The following is a 21,685-nucleotide window of genomic DNA, read 5'->3' as shown; positions in this document are numbered from 1 at the left end:
CGCCCCTTCTCCCTTTCATGCGTTGTGAGGACATTACAATGGACATCGTCAAGACAACGGGTTTTTCAGCGGTAAGGCCCTATGGCGCTCAATCGAGCCCTGCGGTCGCGACGTCCTTCAGTGCTTCGGCGACCACGGCGGACTCCACGATCAAGCCGATTTCCCAGGCCAGCAAGGCTGACGGGGACAAGGCCGAGAAGCCGGAAGACGGCAATGTGGATGGTGCCCTGTCCAAGCTGAAGTCGAAATTCCAGGAAGACCACCGCAACCTGGATTTCAGTATCGATGACTCCACCGGCGAGGTGGTGGTCAAGGTGCTGGACGGCGAATCCGGCAAGCTCATCCGGCAGATGCCCAGTGAGGAAGTGCTCAAGCTGGCCAAGCAGCTGGATGACATGCGCAGCCTGATGTTCAAGGCCGAAGCCTAGTTGGCGCGGAACTTGTATCAGGCTACCTGAACGCAGGGGCGACGACGTAACGTTGGCAAGGGGATAGCGACATGGCAGGTATCAGCGGGATTGGCGGCTCGGGATTGGACATCGATTCCATCGTCACCAAGATGGTGGCCGCCGAAAAGGCACCCAAGCAGGATCAGTTGAGCGCGACGCAAAGCAAGGCGACCGCGCAGCTGACTGCGATCGGTTCGCTGAAGGGCGCCATCAGCGAGTTCCAGACCGCACTGACTACGCTCAACAGCCCCACCAGCTTCCAGGCGCGGGCCGTCACCCTATCGAAGAGTGACTATCTCACGGCAACGGCCAGTACCAGTGCCAGCGTTGGCAGTTACCAGGTCGAGGTCAGCAGGCTGGCCACCAGCAGCAAGGTGGCCCTGGCATCCGTGCCAGCTACTTCCACCACGACTTCCAGCGACAACAAGACCTCTACGTCTCCCACCACCTTCGGCAAGGGCACGCTGAGCATCAAGGTCGGCGATACCAAGCTGTCGGATATTCAGGTCGATGCCACCAACAACACCCTGAGCGGCATCCGCGATGCCATCAACAAGGCCGGGCAGAGCCAGGGTATCAGTGCCAGTGTCGTCAATGACGACTCGGGCTCACGCCTGGTATTGAGCAGCACCAAGACTGGCGACGGTAACGATATCTCGGTATCTGTGAGTGGTGACGACGGGTCGGGCAAGCAGAGTCTGACCAAGCTGGCCTACACGCCGAGCGACACTGACTCCACTGATCCTGCGGCCGGCCACTCGCTTACCAAAGCCAAGAGCGCCCAGATGACCATCGATGGTCTGAAGGTCACCAGTGCCTCGAACACGGTGAGCAATGCGGTCGATGGTCTGAGTTTCACCCTCAAGGCCACCACCCCGGCGGACAGTCCTATGACTGTCGGTGTTAGCCAGGACGAGTCGGGGGTCAAGGGCAACATCAAGGGCTTTGTGGATGCCTACAACAAGCTGATGGGCGTGATCAAGACCCAGACCTCGGTGACGAAGGTCGGGGACAACAGTTCGCCCATCGCGGCTGCGCTGGTGGGGGATGCGACTGCCCGCGGCCTCACGACCACCATCCGCAGCGAACTGGGCACTATGCAAGGTACGGGTGCCGTCAAGGCGTTGGCCGACCTGGGCATCACCACCCAGAAGGATGGCACCCTGGCCATCGACGACACCAAGCTTGGCAAGATGGTGAGTTCCAACTTCAGTGATCTGTCCAGCTTCTTCACCGGCGACCAGGGCATAGCGGCGCGCCTCAAGGGCAAGCTCGATCCCTATACCATGACCAATGGCATTCTCGAGCAGCGCTCTAACTCCCTGAGCACCACCTTGAAGAACGTGGATGCCCAGACCGCCACGCTCAACACCCGGATGACGGCGCTCTCGGATCGCCTCTACAAGCAATACAACGCCATGGACCAGCTGTACTCGTCGTTGTCGAGCACCGCGTCCTCGCTGTCCCAACAGCTGGCGGCCATGCCCTTCGCCAACAAGAGTTGAGTGGGCGGATTCGGCCAATCCGGTCGATAAAGGGGTCAAGTTCTTCGCGTCATGACCGATAAACAGAGTATCGGAAACACACAGAGGTCGTGACATGAACGCAATGACAGCCATGCGCCAATACCAGCAGGTCGGCCTGCAGGCGCAGGTGTTCGAAGCCAGTCCCCATCAGCTGATCCAGATGCTCATGCAGGGCGCGCTGGATCGTCTGGCCAAGGCGCAAGGTGCCCTGGAACGTGGTTGGCTGCCGGAGAAGGGCGAGCTGATCGGCAAGGCGGTATCCATCATCGCCGGCTTGAAGGACGTCCTGGATTTCGAGCAGGGTGGCGAGCTCGCCACCAACCTGGATCGTCTGTATGACTATATGATCCGGCGGCTCAGCGAAGCCAACCGCAACAATGATCCTGTTATCCTGGAAGAAGTATCCGGCCTGATCCGCGAGATCAAATCCGGCTGGGATGCCATTGCCCCCTGATCTGGAGTCGACCGATGAACGTCGCCATGCAAAAGACCCCGGTGGAACGCGTCGAGCTCGTCTATGAGCAGATGGCCGCTGCGCTCAAGGCCGGAGACTGGACGCGGATCGCCGAGCTGGATCTGGATTGCCGGCTGTTCGTCGACGAAGCCATGTATGCCACGGGCGACGAGGCCGTAGCCCTGCGTGCCAGCCTCGAGCGTCTCCTCGCGCTCTATGCCTCCCTGCTGCAGGGCTGCAAGGCAGAGCGGGATGCCACCGCGCAGGAGCTGACCAAGCTCAACAAGTCGAACCAGGCTGCCAAGGTCTATCAACTGTTCGGCTGACTGTCATCTGCTGGACGGTAATTCAAAGTTTGGATATTTCGCCGCCATAAAATTGACCCCGCATCACAATTTGTCTTAACTTGCGCAAGATGCCGACCAGTTGGCACTTGGATGCAGGCGACACCTGCGCGTAGCGAACCGACAAGCCGAATTGGGGCAGGGACATGTGGCGTGAAACCAAGATCCTTCTGATCGACGATGAAGCCGAGCGGCGCAAGGCGGTATCGGTCATTCTCGATTTTCTCGGCGAAGATCACCTCGCCTGCACCAGTTCCGATTGGCAAGCCTCTCTCGCAGCGCTCGACAGCAGTCGCCAGGTTAGCTGTGTGCTGGTTGGCCGCGTCGACAGCCGCGGCAACAGTGTCGAGCTGCTCAAGCAGGTGGTGGCCTGGGACGAGATGGTCCCGCTGCTGTTGCTGGGCGAATCGGCGCAGCCGGAATGGCCGGACGATGTCCGCCGCCGCGTGCTGGTCTCTCTCCAGTATCCGCTGGCCTACAACAAGCTGCTGGACTCCCTGCACCGCGCCCAGGTCTATCGCGAGATGTACGACCAGGCCCGGGATCGTGGGCGTCAGCGCGAGCCCGAGTTGTTCCGCAGCCTGGTGGGTACCAGTCGCGCCATTCAAGGCGTGCGCAAGATGATGCAGCAGGTGGCCGATACCGAGGCCACGGTGCTCATTCTCGGCGAATCGGGTACCGGCAAGGAGGTGGTGGCGCGCAACCTGCACTTCCACTCCAAGCGCCGCGAGGCACCCTTCGTGCCGGTCAACTGCGGCGCCATTCCCGCCGAGTTGCTGGAAAGCGAATTGTTCGGTCATGAGAAGGGCGCCTTCACCGGTGCCATCACCAGCCGTGCCGGACGCTTTGAATTGGCTAACACCGGCACCCTGTTCCTCGACGAGATCGGCGACATGCCGCTGCCCATGCAGGTCAAGCTCCTGCGCGTGCTGCAGGAACGGACCTACGAGCGGGTGGGCAGCAACAAGACCCAGAGCGTGGACGTGCGCATCATCGCGGCGACCCACAAGAATCTGGAGCAGATGATCGCCGCGGGCACCTTCCGCGAAGACCTCTACTATCGCCTCAATGTCTTCCCCATCGACATGGCTCCGTTGCGTGAACGGGGCGAAGACATTCCGCTGCTGATCAACGAACTGATCGCCCGGATGGAACATGAGAAGCGTGGTTCCATCCGCTTCAACTCCGCGGCGATCATGTCGCTGTGCCGCCACGAATGGCCGGGCAATGTCCGTGAACTGGCCAATCTGGTGGAGCGCATGGCGATCATGCATCCCTATGGCGTCATCGGCGTGGCCGAGTTGCCGCTCAAGTTCCGCTACGTGGAAGACGAAGCCGATCCCATGGTGGAATCCCTGCGCGAGGAATTGCAGGAGCGCGAGGCCATGGCCGGGATCGGTACCCTTGAGGTGTCCTCCTCGGCGCTATTGCCCAGTGAAGGCCTGGATCTCAAAGACTACCTGGCCAACCTGGAAAAGAGCTTCATCCAGCAGGCGTTGGACGATGCCGGTGGGGTAGTGGCGCGTGCCGCCGAGCGACTGCGTATCCGCCGGACCACCCTGGTCGAGAAGATGCGCAAGTACGGCATGGGCCGTCGGGACGACGAGTTCGACGAAGAGATCTAGTGCACCTTTAGCGGTGCTGAGCGTATCGAGGTAGGGTGGATGACGGCGTAGCCTCATCCACCTTCTACTTTGTAGTGCTGCAAGTGGGTGGAAAAGGCCGCGCCGTTTTCCACCCTACCTCGCTTTGGCGCCAGGGCGGCATGGGTCTTGCTCCAGCCCGGATAATGTCAATTGTCCGTCGCGAGCCCCAGCCGATGCCTGCGCAAGCCCTTTCTTCCGCTGTCCCTGCCGACGCTGCCGTAGAGACCTCCGCCTCGGCCCAGGCTCGCGAAGCTCTGGGGCAGATGTCGCGCCAGCTGAGCGAATCCTTCCAGCTGCTCGAAGCCCGGATGAATTCGCTGCAGGGCGAACTGGAGTGGGTGTCTGCCCAGCGCCTGCAGGAGCTGGCGGAAAAGGAGCGCCTGGCCAGCCGGCTGCAGAATCTGCTCGATGTGCTGCCCGCTGGCATCGTGGTGGTGGATGGCGCCGGACGCGTGCGCGACGCCAACCCGGTGGCGGAGGCCCTGCTCGGCGAACCCTTGGCCGGTGAGCTGTGGCGTACGGTGATCGCGAGAGCCTTTGCCCCGCGCCATGACGACGGCCACGAGGTGTCCCTGCGTGACGGTCGGCGCCTGTCAATCGCCATCCGCTCCCTGGATGGTGAGCCGGGGCAATTGGTGCTGCTCAACGACCTCACCGAAACCCGTCATCTGCAGGGCGAACTGGCACGGCATGAACGGCTTTCGGCGCTGGGGCGGACCATGGCTTCGCTGGCGCATCAGATCCGGACCCCGCTGACCGCGGCGCTGCTCTATGCCAGCCATCTGGAGGAGGGCGGTCTGGCGCTGGCGCAACAGCAGCGTTTCGCCGGCCGCCTCAAGGAACGGCTGCACGAACTGGAAAACCAGGTCCGCGACATGCTGGTATTCGCCCGGGGCGAATTGCCGCTGGCGGATCGGCTGACGCCGGCCGCGTTGTTCACTGCCCTGCGCGAGGCCGCGAACCCGCATCTCGGCGACTGCCCCGTGCGCTGGCAACTCGATGCCAAGGCTGGCCTGCTCACCTGCAACCGCGACATGCTGGTGGGCGCCGCCTTGAACCTCATTCACAACGCCTTGCAGGCCATGGCCGGCAGTGGCCGCCCGGGACGACTCAAGGTGCATCTCCATCGTCGTGACGGGGAGCTGCGCCTGGCGATCAGCGACAGCGGTCCCGGTATTCCGCAGGCGGTTCGGCAACGGCTGGGCGAACCCTTTCTCAGCACCAAGACCACCGGTACCGGTCTCGGCCTGCCGGTCGCCCTGGCGATGGCCAAGGCCCATGGCGGGCGGCTGAACGTGCGTTCCCGGGTGGGGCGCGGCACGGTAGTGACCTTCATCCTGCCGCTGCTGGCGAGCGAGGAGACCCCGGCATGACCCTGCCCATCCTGCTGGTGGAAGACGACCGTGCCCTGCGCGAAGCCCTGGCCGACACCCTGGAACTTGGCGGCTATCGCTATCGCGCCGTGGACAGCGGCGAGGCGGCGCTGCTGGCGCTGGCCGAGGAGTCCTTTGGCCTGGTGATCAGCGACGTCAACATGCCAGGTATCGACGGGCATCAATTGCTGGCCAGTATCCGGCTGCGCGATCCGGCGCTGCCGGTGCTGCTGATGACCGCTTTCGGCAGCATCGAACGCGCCGTTGAGGCCATGCGCGGTGGGGCGGCGGATTATCTGGTAAAGCCCTTCGAGCCGCGCCTGTTGCTGGAGACCCTGGCGCGCTGCTGCCCCCAGGGACGGCGGGCGCCCGGTGGTCGTCAGCCGGTGGCGGCCGATCCCCAGAGTCGGCAACTGCTGGAGCTGGCCAGCCGGGTGGCCCGGAGCGAGGCCACGGTGCTCATCACCGGTGAGTCGGGCACCGGCAAGGAGGTCCTGGCGCGCTTCATCCACGATCAATCGGCACGAGCGGATGGTCCCTTCGTGGCGGTCAATTGCGCGGCCATTCCCGATCACCTGCTCGAGGCCATCCTCTTCGGGCATGAGAAGGGCGCCTTCACCGGGGCCATCGCCGCCCAGCCCGGCAAGTTCGAACTGGCCCAGGGCGGTACCCTGCTGCTGGACGAGATCTCCGAGATGCCGCTTGGCCTGCAGGCCAAGCTGCTGCGGGTCCTGCAGGAGCGGGAGGTGGAGCGGGTCGGGGCGCGCAAGCCGCTGGCGCTGGATATCCGCGTGGTGGCCACCAGCAACCGCAAGCTGGCGGAGGAGGTGGCCGCCGGGCGCTTTCGCGAAGACCTCTTCTATCGCCTGTCGGTGTTTCCGCTGGCCTGGTTGCCGCTGCGCCAGCGACCGGCCGATATCGTGCCCCTGGCCGAACGACTGCTGGCGGTGCAGGCCGCGCGGATGAATCGTCCGGTACCGGTCCTGAGCCCTGCCGCGCGCCAGGCCCTGGCCGAGCATCCCTGGCCGGGCAATGTGCGCGAACTGGACAACGCCGTGCAGCGGGCGCTGATCCTGCAACCGGATCAGCAGATCCAGGCCGAGGACTTCGGGTTGCACTGGTTGGCGACCGGGGTATCGCTGACGCCTGCCGCCGCGCCTGTACCAGCGACAGGCACGGGCGATGACGTACGGCCACTGGACGCCGATCTGCGCGATCGGGAATTCCAGGTGATCCTCGATACCCTCAGGGCCGAGCGTGGTCGGCGCAAGGAGACCGCCGAGCGCCTCGGCATCAGTGCCCGTACCCTCAGGTACAAGTTGGCGCAGATGCGCGACGCCGGCCTGGACGTCGAGTTGGCCCTCGCCGCCAGCTACTGAGCGCGCAAGTCGATAGCCGGCTATCTACCCGTGCGGAACCAACCCTCTGGCGTGCTGTTCTAGAGAAAGGATCGCGACTGCGGCGTGGGGTCGCAGAGGATGCATGCCCCCCGCCCTCCCGGACCCCGTCCGGCCGCTTTGCTCTCTTCTCCTAGGCGCTGCCTTTGCTGAAAACGGTTTCACGGACGGTGTTTGCCGTTTTCGCCGCGGGTGGCGCGCCTGCCAGCACGAGGACGCTTGCCATGGGTTCCACCGCACCTTCCAGCTCCAACGCCGACCAGCTTGTCATCAATACCATCCGTACCCTGTCCATGGACGCGGTGCAGAAGGCCAACTCCGGGCACCCCGGTACGCCGATGGCCCTGGCCCCGGTCGGCCACACGCTGTGGAGCCGCTTCCTCCGCTATCACCCCGAGCACCCGGACTGGCCCAACCGTGACCGCTTCGTGCTGTCGGTCGGCCATGCCTCCATGCTGCTCTATTCGCTGCTGCACCTGGCGGGCGTCAAGGAAATCGACGAGCACGGCACCGCCACCGGCAAGGAAGCGGTCAGCCTCGACGACATCAAGCAGTTCCGCCAGCTGGATTCCAAGACCCCGGGTCATCCCGAGTACCGCATGACCACTGGCATCGAGACCACCACCGGTCCGCTGGGGCAGGGCTGCGGCAACAGCGTCGGCATGGCGCTGGCCCAGAAGTGGCTGGCCGCCCGTTTCAACCAGCCGGGCGTGACCCTGTTCGACTATGACGTCTATGTGCTCTGCGGCGATGGCGACATGATGGAAGGCGTCACCGGCGAGGCGGCCTCCATGGCCGGTCACCTGGGGCTGGACAACCTCTGCTGGATCTACGACAACAACACCATCAGCATCGAAGGCCATACCGAGCTGGCTTTCAGCGAAGACGTGGCCGAGCGCTTCCGTGGCTATGGCTGGCACACCCTGCACGTCAAGGATGCCAATGACGCCGAATTCCTGGCTGCTGCCCTGCATCGCTTCAAGGGCAATACCGGCAAGCCGACCCTTATCGTGGTCGACAGCCTCATCGGCTACGGCGCGCCCAACAAGCAGAACACCGCTGCGGCCCACGGCGAGCCCCTGGGTGCGGACGAGATCAAGCTGGCGAAGAAGGCCTATGGCTGGCCCGAGGATGCCGACTTCCTGGTGCCCGACGACGCCCGTCACCACCTGCGCGACGCCCTGCTGGAGCGTGCCAGCGGTCTTTACGAAGACTGGAACCGTGCCTTCGATCGCCTGCGTCAGGACGATCCGACCCGCGCCGATGAACTCCAGCGCATGCGTGCCGGTGAGATGCCGGAAGGGTGGGACGCCAAGCTGCCCAGCTTCGATACCGATGCCAAGGGTGTGGCGTCCCGCGAGTCCGGTGGCAAGGCGCTCAATGCCTTTGCCCAGAACATTCCCTGGCTGGTCGGCGGGGCGGCGGATCTGGCGCCGTCCACCAAGACCAATCTCAAGTTCGATGGCGCCGGCAGCTTCTCCGCCCGTGAGCCGTCGGGGCGCAACATGCACTTCGGCATCCGCGAGCATGCCATGGGCTCCATCGCCAATGGCATGGCGCTCTGCTACCTGCGCAGCTTCACCGCCACCTTCCTGGTGTTCAGCGACTACATGAAGCCGCCGATCCGCCTGGCGTCCATCATGGAATTGCCAGTGGTGTTCGTCTTCACCCACGACTCCATCGGCGTCGGCGAAGATGGCCCGACCCACCAGCCCATCGAGCACCTGGCGCAGCTGCGCGCCACGCCGGGTCTGCTGACCCTGCGTCCGGGCGATGCCAATGAAACGGTGCAGGCCTGGAAGATCGCGCTGCAGCAGACCAATCGACCCTCCTGCATGGTGCTGTCGCGGCAACCGCTGCCGACCCTGGATCGCGCCAAGTACGCCAGCGCCGAGGGCGTCGCCCAGGGTGCCTATGTGGTGGCCGACGCCGAAGGCGGCAAGCCCCAGGTGATCCTCATGGCCACCGGCAGCGAACTGGGCCTGGCGATGCAGGCCTATGAGCAGCTCCAGGGCGAAGGGGTGAAGGCACGCGTCGTCTCCATGCCCTGCTGGGAGCTGTTCGAGGAGCAGGACGAGGCCTACAAGCAGTCGGTGCTGCCGGATGAGGTGCTGGGCCGCGTTGCCATCGAGCAGGCCGGTCCCCTGGGTTGGGAGCGCTATATCGGTCGCAAGGGTGCCTCGGTGACCATGAGCACCTTTGGTGCCTCCGCGCCCATCGGCAAGCTGCAGGCGAAATATGGCTACACCGTGGAAAACGTGGTCAAGCTGGCCAAGGAGCAGGCGCAACGCAAAGGGAGCGCCACATGAGCAATCCACTCAAACAGCTGACGGAGCAGGGCCAGGCGGTCTGGCTCGACTTCGTCAGCCGCGAGTTCCTCGCCAAGGGTGAGCTGCAAAAGCTGATCGAGCGTGACGGCCTGACGGGCGTCACCTCCAACCCCTCGATCTTCGAGAAGGCCATGGGCCACGGCAGCGACTACGATGCCAGCCTCAAGGCCTTCCTGGAACAGGCCGACGCCGAGCCGGTGGACGTCTACGAGCATCTGGCCATCGAGGACATCCAGCAGGCGGCCGACATCCTGCGGCCGGTCTATGACCGACTCGAAGGGCGCGATGGTTATGTGAGCCTGGAAGTGTCGCCCTATCTGGCCCTGGATACCCGTGCCACCCTGGACGAGGCGCGCCGCCTCTGGCAGACGGTGAATCGGCCCAACCTCATGGTCAAGGTGCCCGGCACGCCCGAAGGGGCGGTGGCCATCCGCAAGCTGATCGAGGAGGGGATCAACGTCAACGTGACCCTGCTGTTCGATCGCAATGCCTACATGGCCGTGGCGGAGGCCTATATCGCGGGTCTGGAAGTCCGGCTGCACCAGGGCAAGGACATCAGTCGGCTCGCCAGTGTCGCCAGCTTCTTCATCAGTCGGGTCGATGGCGTGCTGGACAAGCTGATCGACGAGCGCAAGGGTAACGACGGCGAACTGGCCGAGCTGCGCGGCAAGGTCGCCATCGCCAACGCCAAGCTGGCCTATCAGGATTACCTGCGTCTCATCCAGTCGCCACGCTGGAAGGTGCTGGCAGCCAAGGGCGCTCATCCGCAGCGTCTGCTGTGGGCCTCCACCGGCTCCAAGGATCCCGCCTATCCCGATACCCTGTATGTCGATCAGCTGATCGGCCCGGACACCGTCAACACCATGCCGCCCAAGACCATGGACGCCTTCCGCGACCATGGCACGGCAGCTCCCATGCTGAGCACCGACATCGAAGCCGCGCAGCGGGTGGTGGATGCGACGGTCCGTTTCGGACTGGATCTCGATGGCGTGGCCAATCGGCTGGTCAAGGACGGCGCTCGGCAATTCGAAGATGCCGCCGATGCCCTGTTGGGCGCGGTTGGGCAGAAGCGCCTCGAGTTTCTCGGCGAGCGCCTGAATGCCGCGGACTATCGTCTGCCGCACGATCTGAATGAAGCCGTCGAAGCCCGCCTGGACGAGGCGCGGTGTGAAGGCTGGTCGCGCCGTCTCTGGCAGGGCGACGCCTCGCTCTGGACCGGTCGTGACGAAGACCAGTGGGTCGGTTGGCTGGCCGCGGCCCAGGGGCGTCAGGCCGATCCGGCTGCCCTCGGGGCCTTGACCGACGCTGTTCGCAAGGAAGGCCTGGATACCGTGGTGCTACTGGGCATGGGTGGTTCGAGCCTGGGCCCGGAAGTGCTGGCCAATACCCTGGGTACCGCCACGGGCGGACTCACCCTCAAGGTGCTGGATTCCACCGACCCGGCGCAGATCGCCGCGCTGGAAGAGCAGTTGGACCTGCGCAAGACGCTGTTCCTGGTATCGAGCAAATCCGGCTCGACCCTGGAGCCGGAAATCCTGCGGGCCTACTTCCACAAGGCCGTCGAGCAGGCGCTGGGGGCGCAAGAGGTGCGGCGGCGCTTCGTCGCCATCACCGATCCGGGGTCCAAACTCGAAGCCAGTGCCACGGCCGAAGGCTACCGCGCCATCTTCCAGGGCGATCCCCATATCGGCGGTCGCTACTCGGTGCTGTCGGTGTTCGGCATGGTGCCCCTGGCGCTGCTCGGCCATTCGGTGGCCGATTTCTTCCAGGTGACCCAGCCCATGGTGCTGGCCTGCAGCCCCAGTGCGCCGCCGGCCATCAATCCCGGCATTCGCCTGGGCGTGGTCCTGGGCGAGGCGGTGCGTGCCGGACGCGACAAGGTCACCCTGATCGCCTCACCGGGTGTCGCCAGTCTGGGCGCCTGGCTGGAACAGCTGCTCGCCGAGAGCACCGGCAAGCAGGGCAAGGGCATCATCCCGGTGGACCTGGAGCCTCTCGGGGAGCCAGCCGTCTATGGTACGGACCGGGTGTTCGTCAGCCTGGTGCTGGCCGGCGAGGAGGACGCCGAGCGCGACAGCCGCCTGCAGGCCCTGGTGGCAGCGGGGCATCCGGTGGTGGACATCCGTCTGGCCCGCGCCGAACTGATCGGCCAGGAATTCTTCCGCTGGGAGGTGGCGACCGAGGTGGCCGGTGCCGTGATCGGCATCAATCCCTTCGACCAGCCCGATGTGGAAGCCAGCAAGCTCAAGACCCGCGCCCTTACCGATGGCTACGAACGCGAAGGTCGCCTGGCTGGTGACGAGCCGCTGCTGGAGGAGGGCACGCTGGCGCTGTTCGGCGATGCCGACCTGCAGGGGCAGGACACCGCCCGCGCGGCAATCAAGGCGCATCTGGCGCGCCTGCAGCCCGGCGATTATCTCGCCGTGCTGGCCTATCTCGAGCGCAATGCGGTGCACGGGGAGGCCCTGAGCGCCATGCGTGATAGCATTCGCGACAGCAAGCGCGTAGCGACCGTCGGCGGCTTCGGCCCCCGCTTCCTGCACTCCACCGGACAGGCCTACAAGGGCGGTCCCAACTCGGGTGTGTTCATCCAGATTACCGCCGATGCCCAGAACGACCTGCAGATTCCAGGGCGGAGTCTGAGCTTTGGTGTCGTCGAGGCCGCCCAGGCCAAGGGCGACCTCGAGGTGCTGGCCGAACGGGGACGGCGCTATCTGCGCGTGCATATCAAGGGCGGCGACATCGACGCCGGCCTGCAACAAATCGTCGAACTGGTCGAGGCGGCGGTCGCCTGACCTCAAGGAGTCATCAGCATGCAATTGGGAATCATCGGACTGGGCCGCATGGGCGGCAACATCGCACGGCGTTTGATGAAGCATGGGCATGAAGTCGCGGTCTATGACCGCAGTGCCGAAACCGTGGCCGGCCTCGGCAAGGAAGGCGCCATCACCGCCGATAGCCTGGATGGCGTCATCGCCGCCCTGGCACAGCCGCGGGCCATCTGGGTCATGCTGCCGGCGGGCGCGCCGACCGAACAGACCATCGCCGAGCTGGCCGACCGCCTGGCTCCCGGTGACGTCATCATCGATGGCGGCAACACCTACTACAAGGACGACATCCGTCGCGCCAAGGCCCTGGCCGAGAAGGGCATCGACTATGTCGACGTCGGTACCTCCGGTGGCGTCTGGGGCCTGGAACGCGGCTACTGCATGATGATCGGTGGCAAGTCCGAGGCGGTCGAACGCCTGGAGCCCATCTTCGAGGCCCTGGCGCCCGGCTACGGCAGCATCGAACGGACCCGCGGCCGTAACGCCCCGGACGAGCGTGCCGAGCGCGGCTTCATCTTCACCGGTCCGGCCGGTTCGGGTCACTTCGTCAAGATGGTGCACAACGGCATCGAGTACGGCCTGATGCAGGCCTATGCCGAGGGCTTCGACATCCTCAAGATGAAGAACAGCGACAAGCTGCCGGAAGACGAGCGTTTCGACCTGGACCTGGCCGACATCGCCGAAGTCTGGCGCCGTGGCAGCGTGGTGTCCTCCTGGCTGCTGGACCTGACCGCCCAGGCGCTGGCCGGCGACGTCGAGCTGGAGAAGTTCTCCGGTTCGGTAGCCGACAGTGGCGAAGGCCGCTGGACCATCGAGGCGGCCATCGAGGAAGCGGTACCGGTCAACGTCCTGTCCGCTGCCCTCTATGCGCGCTTCCGTTCCCGCCAGCAAGCCACCTACGCCGACAAGCTGCTGTCGGCCATGCGCTTCGGCTTTGGCGGCCACGTCGAAATCCCGCAATAAAACCCCGGCCGTTCCCCTGTGGAGCGGCCACGGGCCGCGTCCCGGGGGACGGCATCAGCCGCCCTCGAGGATAAGGCCCTGTCATGACCGATTCTCCTGCCGTTACCCCCAGCACCGCCGCCCAGGAGCGCCGCTCCTGTACCAAGGCGCCCACCGCGCCGCCCGCCACGCTCTTTCTGTTCGGCGCCAATGGCGATCTGGTCAAGCGACTGCTGATCCCCTCACTGTACAACCTGCTGCGTGACGGCCTGCTCGACGACCGCACCCAGATCATCGGCGTCGACCACAATCCCAACACCGACCAAGGTTTCGCCGACCGGCTGGAAGCCTTCATCCGCGACCAGGCCGAAGCCAAGGGCAAGTCCCGGGACGAGGCGCTGGATGCCGATCTCTGGGGCCAGCTGCGCGGGCGCATCCGCTACCTGCAGGGTGACTTCCTCGAAGACGCCACCTATCAGGCGGTAGGTGAGCGCATCGCCCAGGCCGACACCGACAATGCCGTCTTCTACCTGGCCACCGCCGCCCGCTTCTTTGGCGACGTCGCCGAGCGTCTGGGCAAGGCCGGACTGCTGGAAGAGCGCGAAGGCGCCTATCGCCGACTGGTGGTGGAAAAGCCCTTCGGCGCCGACCTGGCCAGTGCCCAGGCGCTCAACCAGCGCCTGCTGGCGAACATGGACGAAAAGCAGATCTATCGGATCGACCACTACCTGGGCAAGGAGACGGTACAGAACATCCTGGTCAGCCGGTTCTCCAACGCTCTGTTCGAGTCGTTCTGGAACAACCACTACATCGACCATGTGCAGATCACCGCGGCCGAGACCGTGGGCGTGGAGTCGCGCGGCGATTTCTACGAGAAGACCGGCACCCTGAGGGACATGGTGCCCAACCACCTGTTCCAGCTGCTGGCCATGGTCGCCATGGAGCCGCCGGCGTCCTTCAACGCCACCTCGGTGCGTGACGAGAAGGCCAAGGTGGTCGGTGCCATCCGCCCCCAGACCACCGAAGAAGCCCTGGCCAATTCGGTCCGTGGCCAGTACGCCGCCGGGACGCTGAACGACAAGCCCGTCAAAGGCTATCGCGAGGAAGAGCGGGTCGATCCGCAAAGCCAGACCGAGACCTATGTGGCACTCAAGCTGTTCGTCGACAACTGGCGCTGGGCGGGGGTGCCCTTCTACCTGCGCACCGGCAAGCGCCTGACCGCGCGCGATACCGAGATCGCCATCTGCTTCAAGCACGCGCCCTATGCTCAGTTCCGCGACACCAAGATCGACCGGATGCGGCCCAACTACCTGATCATCCAGATCCAGCCCGACGAAGGCATGTGGTTCGACTTCCACGCCAAGCGTCCGGGACCGCTGGTGGAGCTAGAGAACATCCGCATGGGCTTCGCCTACGGCGACTTCTTCGAGATGCAGCCCTCCACCGGCTACGAAACCCTGATCTACGATTCCCTGATCGGAGACCAGACCCTGTTCCAGCGCGCCGACAACATCGAGAACGGCTGGCGCGCCGTGCAACCCATCCTCGACGCCTGGCAACAGGGCGGCGCGGTGGAAAGCTACGCCGCGGGCAGTGCCGGTCCCGCCGGTGCCGATGAACTTCTGCAAAAGGACGGCCGCTCATGGCATCCGCTGACCTGATCCCCATCGACCTGCTGGTGTCGGATATCGACGGCACCCTGGTGCGTGACGACAAGAGCCTGAGCGAGGCGGTGATCGCCGCCGTCAAACGGCTGCAGGCGGCCGGCAAGGCCATTACCCTGGTCAGCAGCCGCCCGCCGCGGGCGCTGTTGCCGCTGGTGCGGCAACTGGGCATTCATCAGGCGGTGGCCGGTTTCAACGGCGGCAACTTGGTGGAGGCGGACGGTACCCTGATCCGCGCCCATCGCCTGGCGGAGCCGGTGACGCGCCGGGTGCTGGAGCGGCTGGACAATGAAGCCTTCGAGGTCTGGCTGTTCGCCGACGACCTCTGGCTGACCCGCGATGGTCAGGGGGCCTATGTGCCACGCGAGACTCGGGCGCTGGGCTATGGACCCACCGTGGTGGATTCCTTCGAACCCTATCTGGACCGCGTCGACAAGATCGTCGCCGCCGGTAGCGATCATGCCGGCCTCGAAGCCCTGGAAGGCGAGTTGGGCGAGCGGCTGGGGGAGGGCGCCACGGTGCTGCGCTCCCAGCTCTATTACCTCGACATCACCCACCCCAAGGCCAACAAGGGCGATGCCCTGATCGAACTGGCCCAGGCTGCGGGCGTGCTCGTGGCGCGGACCGCGGCCATTGGCGATGGCAGCAACGACGTGCCCATGTTCCGTCAGGCCGGTCTCGCCATCGCCATGGGCCAGGCCGGCGCAGGGGTACGGGAAGCGGCTGATCGGGTAACGGCCAGCAACCAGGAAGATGGCCTGGCCCAGGCCATCGATCGGTGGATCCTGGAGAGCTGATATCGGTCGGTCGAGGTTGGGCTTCGCTGCGCTCAACCCAGCCTAGCGGACGTGCAGGTTGGGTTGCGGCGGCTCCACCGCCGAAGCCCAACAGGGTTGGCCCTCGCTCCGGGTGGAAAAGGCTTTGCCGTTTTCCACGCTCTGGTCTGGTGGGTGATGTTGGGCTTCGCTGCGCTCAGCCCAACCTACAGGATGCCTAGGTTGGGTTGAGGCGGCTCCATCGCCGAAGCCCAACAGGGCCTGCCTTCGTACCAGGCGGAAAAGGCTGCACCGTTTTCCACCCTGCGCGGGCTCAGGCGGGCGCCCCCTCTCCCTCCGGGAGAGGGCCGGGGTGAGGGCAGCCCAAACCCGCGCTACCCCTCCTTCTCCTCCCGATACCCCCGCACATGCTCCACCAGTGCCCGCAGCTTGGGCGCCAGGTTGTGGCGGTTCGGATAGTAGAGGTAGAAGCCGGGAAAGGGCGGCAGATAGTCCTCCAGCACCCGCTCCAGTTCACCCCGCGCCAGATAGGGGCGGAAGGTGTCCTCCATGCCAAAGGTGATGCCGCCTCCGGCCAGAGCGGTGCGTACCATCAGCAACATGTCGTTGGTGGTGATCCGCGGCGCGACGGCCACATCGAAGGCGCGACCGTTCTCGCTGAATTCCCAGCGCCAGGGCGCCACCTCCGGGGCCGGGCGCCAGCCGATGCAGCGGTGGTCCGCCAGTTCGCGCGGGTGCCGGGGTCGGCCATGACGGGCGAAATAGCCCGGGGTCGCCACGGCCACTTCGCGCTGCGGTCCGGTCACCGGAATGGCAATCATGTCCTGCTCGATCACCTCGCCCAGTCGTACGCCGGCATCGAAACCACGCGCGACGATATCGAATTCCTCGTCGGTGACGGTGATGTCCAGGGTCACCTCCGGATAGGCCTCGACGAAGCTGGCCAGCAGCGGCCCATCGAGAAAGCGCTCGGCGATGGAGGTGACCGCGACCCGTAACAATCCGCGCGGCGGGCCGGCGTGACTGGCGTCTTCCAGGGCGCCCAGCAGACCGGCCAGGGGCCCGGCAATCTGCCGCTGCAGGCGCTCGCCAGCCTCGGTCAGCCGTACGCTGCGGGTGGTGCGCTGCACCAGCGAGCTGCCCAGTTCGTCTTCCAGACGGCGGATGGCCTGGCTGACCGCGGAGCGGCTGACGCCCAGGCGATCAGCCGCCACGCGGAAATTCTCCGCCGTGGCCACCACGACGAAGACCTTGAGCAGATTCAGATCGGTGTGCATTGGTGAGTCTGGCTAACCATGGCAGTCAGGAGCGGGGGAGTTATCACGACAATGAGCCTTCGCTAAGGTGGTGGCAAGCCTGGAAGGGTACGCAGCTGACCAGCAGATCGTTCAGGCAAACCACCCCATTCGAGAGGAACACTTCATGGCTATCGACAAGGTCGTACTCATTACCGGCGCCTCCAGTGGCATAGGCGCGGGCATCGCACGCGAACTGGGCGCGGCCGGCTGCAAGCTGCTGCTCGGCGCGCGCCGCAGTGAACGGCTGGAGGCCCTGGCGGCCGAGATCAACGCCGCGGGTGGCGAGGCCGCCTGCCGCCGGCTGGACGTCACCGACAGCGCCGACGTGGTCGCCTTCGCCCAGGCGGCTCGCGAGCGCTGGGGCCGGGTGGACGTCATCGTCAACAACGCCGGGATCATGCCGCTGTCGCCCATGGCCTCGCTCAAGACCGAAGAATGGATGCAGATGGTCGACGTCAACATCAAGGGCGTGCTCAACGGCATCGCTGCGGTGCTGCCGGAATTCACCGCCCGTGGCGCCGGGCACATCATCAACCTGGGTTCCATCGGAGCGCTGTCGGTGGCGCCCACGGCGGCGGTCTATTGCGCCACCAAGCACGCGGTGCGGGCGATCTCCGAGGGACTGCGCCAGGAGCGCGAGGATCTGCGGGTCACTTGCATCCATCCGGGCGTGGTGGAAAGCGAACTGGCTTCCACCATCACCGATCCCGCGGCGCGGGCGATGATGGACGACTATCGCGCCATTGCCCTGCAACCCGACGCCATCGGCCGCGCGGTGCGTTATGCCATCGAGCAGCCGGACGATGTGGACGTCAACGAGATTGTCGTCCGCCCGACCCGCAGCGCCAACTAGACGGTCTCGGCCAGGGCTTCGAGAAAGCGCTCCAGCACCAGATTCGGTCGCCGGCCCTTGCGGGTGACGGCGGCCAGGGTGGTGTCGAAGTGGAAGCGCTCGGGATTCAGGGCGCGCAACTGACCCTGGGTTACCCAGGGCTGGGCGACGTGGTCGGGCAGGTAGCCGATGTAGCAACCGGTGAGGATGAGAAAGGCCACGCCTTCGCGATCCGAGGCGCGTGCCGTGCAGTTCAGCGCGGCATGGCGCTCATGGCCGTCCTGGTTGAGGAGGTGATTGGGGCCGACGGCGTCCTGAGCGGCCAGGAGGCCGTTGTCCAGCGCCGCGTCGGCCACCGCGAACAGCGGATGGCTGCGGCTGCAATAGAGCAGGGCGCGTTCCTCGTAGAGGGGCAGGTAGTCCAGCCCGGCCAGGGCATTGATCAGCGGCAGCACGCCCAGGTGCAGGTGGCCGTCGAGCACGCCGGTCTCGATCTCGCCGGGCAGGGTCATGCCGATGTTGACCACCACCCCCGGCGCGGCGCGCTTGAGCGCGGCCAGGGCATGGGTGATGCGCATGCGCGGCTGGGTCACCAGGTTGTTGATGATGCCCAGGTTCAGCTCGCCACGCAGGTGCTGGTGCAGCTGGTTGACCTCGCTGCGAAAGCCTTCCAGGGCGGCGAACAGCGACTGGCTGGCCTTGAGCACCTCGCGGCCTTCGTCGGTCAGGGAGAAACCGGCGCGCCCGCGCTGGCAGAGGCGCATGCCCAGGCGTTTTTCGAGGTCGTTCATGTGCAGGCTGATGGCCGAGCGGGTGATGCCCAGCCGGCCTTCGGCGGCGGTGAAGCTGCCGCATTCCACCACCGTCTTGAACAGTCGCAGCAGGCGGATCTCGAAATCGCCGACCTGGGCGAGCAGGGCCTTGCGTGTCGTCTTCATGGCTGCCACCGCAAATGCGGGACAGCATAAGGCGCCGTCGGGAGCGGCGCCAGCGACCGGTTTCAGGCGCCGATCAGGACCCGGCTGCGCTGCCGGGTGACCTGCTTGACCACCCAGACCGCGGCGATGCAGCAGAGCAGGGTGATCAGCGTCAGGCACAGGCGGGTGCCCAGGTACTGGGCGAAGTTCTGCTCACCCAGCAGGCGACCCAGCACGCGATAGGCGCCGGCGAGATAGCCGTGCAGGAAGTAGATGGCGAAGCTGTAGGCGCCCAGCAGGGCCATGCCCTTGGTCCGGCGGCTCTCCGCGTATCCCGGCGCCTTGACCTTCTGGCTGAAGACCGCGAACAGCAACAGGCACAGTGCCAGTTTCTGCAGCCCGTAGAAGGCGCTGTCGAGCACGGCCGCGCCACTCAACAGCAGCAGGGCCGCCAGCAGCCAGTAACGCGCCTGGGGCCGTTGCAGCCGCTCGCGCTGTTCGCAAGCCAGCATTCCGCAGAGGTAGATCGGCAAGAAGTGCAGGGCCGCCAGCAGCGGATCGGCGTCATTGATCGGGCGATCGGACACCAGGAAATACAGCAGGCCGACCATGGTCGCCGCCGGTAGCAGGCCACGCTTGACGATCCACTCCAGGGCCGGCGCGAGCAGGAAGATCAGCGTCAGCGCCGGAATGAACCACAGCGGACCCAGGTGGGCGCCAGTGGCCAGCAGCAGCGCGGTCTGGGCGAAGGGTGGCCAGTCATGGAAGGCATTCATGTCGATCCACTCGTGTTCCTGCTTGAGTCCGGAGACATAGAGCAGCACGGCGGGAATCGAGATCAGCAGATAGGGGAGGATGACGTTCTGCAGCTTCTTGCCCAGATAGACCTGGTAGCTGTATTTGCCGAGGTTGTAGCGAAAGAAGAAGCCCGAGAGGGCGACGAAGATGCAGGTGGTTTCCAGCGACAGCAGATTCAGGGCGATCTGCTGATGTTCGGTGGTCTGGTAGCTGCCCACGGTCATGTGGTGGAAAACGATGAGAACGGCCGCCAGGCCGCGGATCCAGTTGAGCTGAATCAGCATGGGGAGGTTTCCTTGAGGAATAGCTAAACCGCGCGCTCTGCCTCGGGGGAGGGGCACGGGTTGGCAAAAGCGGAAAGTTGGGTACGCGGCAGAGACGGCGGACAGGCTACCGCGCCCGGCTGGACTACGCGCCGGGAAAAGAGGTGAGGCGAGGGTGCCTCGGCGCCACGGGACTACGGTGGCAGGCGGCCAGCTTAAAGTGTTTCAGATAAGTTACTGAATACTAATCAAATTTTTTGGTTTCAAGATGTTTCTTGGGCGCCGCGTTGGCACGGATAATCGCGTCTATGAAAGGCTTTTCAGCCAATCCATGACTGCATGGAGCGGCGTCGTTCCCCTACGCCAGTTTCTTCTGATTTAACAGGTTAGAACCCATGATTGGGTGAGTTTTAAGAAGTCTAGGTGCGAGAAAAAAACCATTTAACTCACGCAATACCGGGCGCATCCTGCAGACTTAATGTCATCGCCCGAGACCCTGTCATGAACCAGCCGCTGACCGTTTCGCCACCTGTCGCCGCCCAGCTCAACCTGCGTGCCCACTGGATGCCCTTTACCGCCAATCGCGCCTTCCAGAAGGATCCGCGCATCGTGGTGGCCGCCGAAGGCAGCTGGCTGATCGACGACCAGGGGCGGCGCATCTATGACAGCCTCTCCGGACTCTGGACCTGCGGCGCCGGTCACTCGCGCAAGGAAATCCAGGAGGCCGTGGCGCGTCAGCTGGGCACCCTCGACTATTCGCCGGGCTTCCAGTACGGCCATCCGCTGTCCTTCCAGCTGGCCGAAAAGATGGCCGAGCTGACCCCGGCAGGTCTGGACCATGTCTTCTTCACCGGCTCGGGTTCCGAGAGCGCCGACACCTCGGTCAAGCTGGCGCGGGCCTACTGGCGCATCAAGGGTCAACCGGCCAAGACCAAGTTGATCGGCCGGGCCCGCGGCTACCACGGCGTCAACATTGCCGGCACCAGCCTGGGCGGCATCGGCGGCAACCGGAAGATGTATGGCTCCTTCATGGACGTCGACCATCTGCCCCATACCCTGCAACCGGGCATGGCCTTCACCAAGGGCATGGCCGAGACCGGCGGCGTCGAGCTGGCCAACGAGCTGCTCAAGCTGATCGAGCTGCACGATGCCTCCAATATCGCGGCCGTCATCGTCGAGCCCATGTCCGGCTCGGCCGGGGTGATCGTGCCGCCGGTGGGCTATCTGCAGCGCCTGCGCGAAATCTGCACCCAGCACGACATCCTGCTGATCTTCGACGAGGTCATCACCGCCTTTGGCCGCATGGGCCGTCACACCGGCGCCGAATTCTTCGGCGTGACGCCGGACATCATGAACGTGGCCAAGCAGGTCACCAACGGCGCCGTGCCCCTGGGCGCGGTGATCGCCAGCAGCGCCATCTACGACACCTTCATGAACCAGGCCACGCCTGAGCACATGGTCGAGTTTCCCCATGGCTACACCTATTCGGCCCATCCGGTGGCCTGTGCCGCGGGTCTGGCGGCGCTGGAACTCATGGAACGTGAGAATCTGGTGCAGCAGGCCGCCGAGCTGGCACCCAAGTTCGAAGCCTCGCTGCATGGCCTCAAGGGCGCCAAGCATGTGGTGGACATCCGCAATTGCGGCCTGGCCGGTGCCCTGCAGCTCGCCCCGCGTGACGGCGATGTGGTAATCCGCCCGTTCGAGGCCGGCATCGCCCTGTGGAAGGCCGGCTTCTACGTCCGCTTCGGCGGCGACACCCTGCAGTTCGGACCTACCTTCAATGCCAGGATCGAAGACTTGGATCGCGTCTTCGCCGCGGTCGGTGACGCCTTGCACAAGGTGGATTGA

General features: G+C 65.1%; 17 protein-coding genes. 14 read left to right on the top strand and 3 right to left on the bottom strand.

What is annotated here, in order from left to right; translation table 11 throughout:
- Positions 1–38: 38 nt before the first annotated feature.
- The 12 genes from QMX82_RS12310 to QMX82_RS12255 all read left to right on the top strand — a co-directional run bounded on the left by QMX82_RS12310 (position 39) and on the right by QMX82_RS12255 (position 15,750).
- Positions 39–428 carry a flagellar protein FlaG gene (locus QMX82_RS12310; RefSeq protein ID WP_282283849.1) on the top strand — a complete coding sequence of 130 codons (390 nt, stop codon included), beginning with the start codon at positions 39–41 and terminating at the stop codon, positions 426–428.
- A 71-nt stretch (positions 429–499) separates the two neighbouring features.
- Entirely contained in the window at positions 500–1,954 is a 1,455-nt protein-coding gene (fliD, locus tag QMX82_RS12305) for a flagellar filament capping protein FliD (RefSeq protein WP_282283847.1), read from the top strand.
- A 94-nt stretch (positions 1,955–2,048) separates the two neighbouring features.
- The gene (gene fliS, locus QMX82_RS12300) at positions 2,049–2,429 is read left to right on the top strand and encodes a flagellar export chaperone FliS (protein ID WP_026083956.1); all 381 of its coding nucleotides are present in this window, start codon (positions 2,049–2,051) and stop codon (positions 2,427–2,429) included.
- Positions 2,430–2,443: 14 nt separating this feature from the next.
- Positions 2,444–2,755, top strand: coding sequence for a flagellar protein FliT (locus QMX82_RS12295; RefSeq protein ID WP_133862436.1), 312 nt, complete (start codon positions 2,444–2,446; stop codon positions 2,753–2,755).
- A gap of 164 nt (positions 2,756–2,919) precedes the next feature.
- Entirely contained in the window at positions 2,920–4,398 is a 1,479-nt protein-coding gene (locus tag QMX82_RS12290) for a sigma-54 dependent transcriptional regulator (RefSeq protein ID WP_282283842.1), read from the top strand.
- A gap of 194 nt (positions 4,399–4,592) precedes the next feature.
- Entirely contained in the window at positions 4,593–5,792 is a 1,200-nt protein-coding gene (locus QMX82_RS12285) for a sensor histidine kinase (protein ID WP_442969386.1), read from the top strand.
- Complete coding sequence (locus tag QMX82_RS12280) at positions 5,789–7,171, top strand: sigma-54-dependent transcriptional regulator (RefSeq protein WP_282283839.1); 1,383 nt, start codon at positions 5,789–5,791, stop codon at positions 7,169–7,171. Before QMX82_RS12285 ends, QMX82_RS12280 begins: the two co-directional genes overlap by 4 nt.
- Before the next feature lie 242 nt (positions 7,172–7,413).
- On the top strand, positions 7,414–9,498 hold the full coding sequence (gene tkt / locus QMX82_RS12275; protein ID WP_282283837.1) for a transketolase: 2,085 nt from the start codon (positions 7,414–7,416) through the stop codon (positions 9,496–9,498).
- Complete coding sequence (locus QMX82_RS12270; RefSeq protein WP_282283835.1) at positions 9,495–12,314, top strand: bifunctional transaldolase/phosoglucose isomerase; 2,820 nt, start codon at positions 9,495–9,497, stop codon at positions 12,312–12,314. The genes tkt and QMX82_RS12270 overlap by 4 nt, the downstream gene beginning before the upstream one ends.
- Before the next feature lie 18 nt (positions 12,315–12,332).
- Positions 12,333–13,310: a phosphogluconate dehydrogenase (NAD(+)-dependent, decarboxylating) gene (gnd, locus tag QMX82_RS12265; protein ID WP_208692034.1), complete on the top strand. Its 978-nt coding sequence runs from the start codon at positions 12,333–12,335 to the stop codon at positions 13,308–13,310.
- An 83-nt stretch (positions 13,311–13,393) separates the two neighbouring features.
- Positions 13,394–14,950: a glucose-6-phosphate dehydrogenase gene (gene zwf / locus QMX82_RS12260; protein ID WP_282283832.1), complete on the top strand. Its 1,557-nt coding sequence runs from the start codon at positions 13,394–13,396 to the stop codon at positions 14,948–14,950.
- On the top strand, positions 14,932–15,750 hold the full coding sequence (locus QMX82_RS12255; RefSeq protein ID WP_282283830.1) for an HAD family hydrolase: 819 nt from the start codon (positions 14,932–14,934) through the stop codon (positions 15,748–15,750). Before zwf ends, QMX82_RS12255 begins: the two co-directional genes overlap by 19 nt.
- Before the next feature lie 353 nt (positions 15,751–16,103).
- On the opposite strand, the gene QMX82_RS12250 is transcribed toward QMX82_RS12255, so the two are convergent.
- Positions 16,104–17,006 carry a LysR family transcriptional regulator gene (locus QMX82_RS12250; protein WP_282283827.1) on the bottom strand — a complete coding sequence of 301 codons (903 nt, stop codon included), beginning with the start codon at positions 17,004–17,006 and terminating at the stop codon, positions 16,104–16,106.
- A 145-nt stretch (positions 17,007–17,151) separates the two neighbouring features.
- On the opposite strand from QMX82_RS12250, the gene QMX82_RS12245 reads away from it, so the two are divergent.
- A complete protein-coding gene (locus tag QMX82_RS12245; protein WP_208692030.1) occupies positions 17,152–17,880 on the top strand; it encodes an SDR family oxidoreductase in 729 nt (242 codons plus the stop codon).
- Here the strand turns inward: QMX82_RS12245 and QMX82_RS12240 are convergent.
- Both QMX82_RS12240 and QMX82_RS12235 read right to left on the bottom strand, forming a co-directional pair.
- Complete coding sequence (locus tag QMX82_RS12240; RefSeq protein ID WP_208692029.1) at positions 17,877–18,797, bottom strand: LysR family transcriptional regulator; 921 nt, start codon at positions 18,795–18,797, stop codon at positions 17,877–17,879. The two genes, QMX82_RS12245 and QMX82_RS12240, sit on opposite strands and share 4 nt — an antisense overlap.
- A 62-nt stretch (positions 18,798–18,859) precedes the next feature.
- On the bottom strand, positions 18,860–19,858 hold the full coding sequence (locus QMX82_RS12235) for an acyltransferase family protein (protein ID WP_208692028.1): 999 nt from the start codon (positions 19,856–19,858) through the stop codon (positions 18,860–18,862).
- Between the two features lie 480 nt (positions 19,859–20,338).
- Here QMX82_RS12235 and QMX82_RS12230 point away from each other — a divergent pair, with 480 nt between their 5' ends.
- Complete coding sequence (locus tag QMX82_RS12230) at positions 20,339–21,685, top strand: aspartate aminotransferase family protein (RefSeq protein ID WP_282283819.1); 1,347 nt, start codon at positions 20,339–20,341, stop codon at positions 21,683–21,685.

The sequence above is a fragment of the Pseudomonas sp. PS02302 genome, from assembly GCF_029959585.1.
Classification (GTDB): domain Bacteria; phylum Pseudomonadota; class Gammaproteobacteria; order Pseudomonadales; family Pseudomonadaceae; genus Chryseomonas; species Chryseomonas aestiva.
Note: the sequence above shows the minus strand (reverse complement) of the source record. Positions and strands in the feature narration are given on the sequence as shown.